Raw genomic sequence first — 1,451 nt, forward strand, 5'->3', positions numbered from 1 at the left:
AGAACGGGCCGACCCGGTGCTCGGTGCGCCGCCACCCCTCGGCCAGGAACTCCTCCTCCCCCGCGCGGCCGCGGCCGCCCCGGCGGGCTGTGGTGTCCGTCACCCTTTCGGCTCCCCGGCGGTTCGGCCCCCTACGATCCTCAACGCGGGCACCCGCACGATCAAGCGCCCCGTCGTGTCCCGCGCCCTGCGAACCGCCCGAGGAGAACCACCCCGTGACCAGCACCGTCGCGCCCGACAGCTACTACGAGCGGACGGACGAACACCGCTACAAGCCCACGGCCCACGCGGGGGGCGCCTGGCACAGCGACGAACAGCACTTCAGCCCGCTGGCGGGCCTGATCGTCCACGCGATCGACCGCTTCCGCGCCGCGCGGGCGGACGACGGGCTGGCCCTGGCGCGGATCAGCTACGACATCCTCGGTCGGATCCCCCTCGACGAGTGCGAGATCAGGGTGGAGAGCGTGCGGCCGGGCCGCACCATCGAACTGCTGGAGGCCGTCGCCCTCGTCGCCGGCCGGCCGGTGGTGCGGGCCCGCGCCTGGCTGCTCGCCGTGGGCGACACCGGCGCCGTCGCCGACAGCCCCGACGAACGGATCGCCCCTCCGGAGGCCCTCGCCCCGTGGGACATGGGCGAACAGTGGGACGGCGGCTACATCTCGTCCATCGAGGTCCGCCACGCTTCGGCCGGGCCGGGGCGCGCCGTCGCCTGGATCTCCAGCCGGGTGGCCCTGGTCGCCGGCGAGCCGGTCAGCCCGCTCGCGTCCTACCTCGCCCTGGTGGACACGGCCAACGGCATCGCCGTGCAGCAGCCGCCCACCGCGTGGATCTTCCCCAACGTCGACCTGACGATCCACCTCCACCGGCAGCCCCGGGGGCCGTGGACCGGCCTGGACACCACCGTCAGCTTCGGCCCGGCCGGCCACGGCCGCACCGGCTCCGTGCTGCACGACCTGGACGGCCCGGTGGGCCACGCCGAGCAGATCCTCACCGTCCGGCCGCTGCCCGGCACCTGAGCCCGGCTTCCCGTCCGACGCGACGCGCCCTCAGGCCCGCTCGCGCGGGCCCGAGGGCGCTGCCGGTGTTCCGGCGGGCCGGGGCGCGCAGCCGGCGCCCCGTGAGCCTTTAGTTCTCCGGCTCCCAGTCGCGGAGCAGGTCGAACAGCCCGGCGTCGCCGTCGATCCGCACGTCGGCCGCCTGGATGCGGTCGTAGAGGAAGAGGATCAGCTCACCGGCCGTGGCGTGGGCGGAGACGTCGGCGGCGTCCGGGCCCTCGCCGCCGGTGGCGGCAAGCAGAGGGGCGGTCCGGGCGCCGTCGCCGTCGAGCGTGAGGCGCCAGGAGCGGCCCTCGGCGGCGTGGAAGTCGAAGGCCGCGGGTGTCCACCGGCTCCCTCGCCGGGGGTCCTGCCCTGCTTTCCAGAGTGACCTATCCCACACGGTACGGATGCCTG

Annotated in this window: 1 protein-coding gene and 1 pseudogene; one reads left to right on the forward strand and one right to left on the reverse strand. The window is 75.3% G+C overall.

All coding sequences use genetic code 11. The features are described from left to right. Nucleotides 1–215 precede the first annotated feature (215 nt). Nucleotides 216–1,016 carry a thioesterase family protein gene (locus tag ABZ885_RS41105; RefSeq protein ID WP_360200317.1) on the forward strand — a complete coding sequence of 267 codons (801 nt, stop codon included), beginning with the start codon at nt 216–218 and terminating at the stop codon, nt 1,014–1,016. Nucleotides 1,017–1,125: 109 nt separating this feature from the next. Here the strand turns inward: ABZ885_RS41105 and ABZ885_RS41110 are convergent. Beyond that, nucleotides 1,126–1,451 (reverse strand): annotated as a pseudogene (locus tag ABZ885_RS41110) (hypothetical protein); the annotation flags it as partial.

The organism is Kitasatospora sp. NPDC047058, assembly GCF_040643935.1.
GTDB lineage: Bacteria > Actinomycetota > Actinomycetes > Streptomycetales > Streptomycetaceae > Kitasatospora.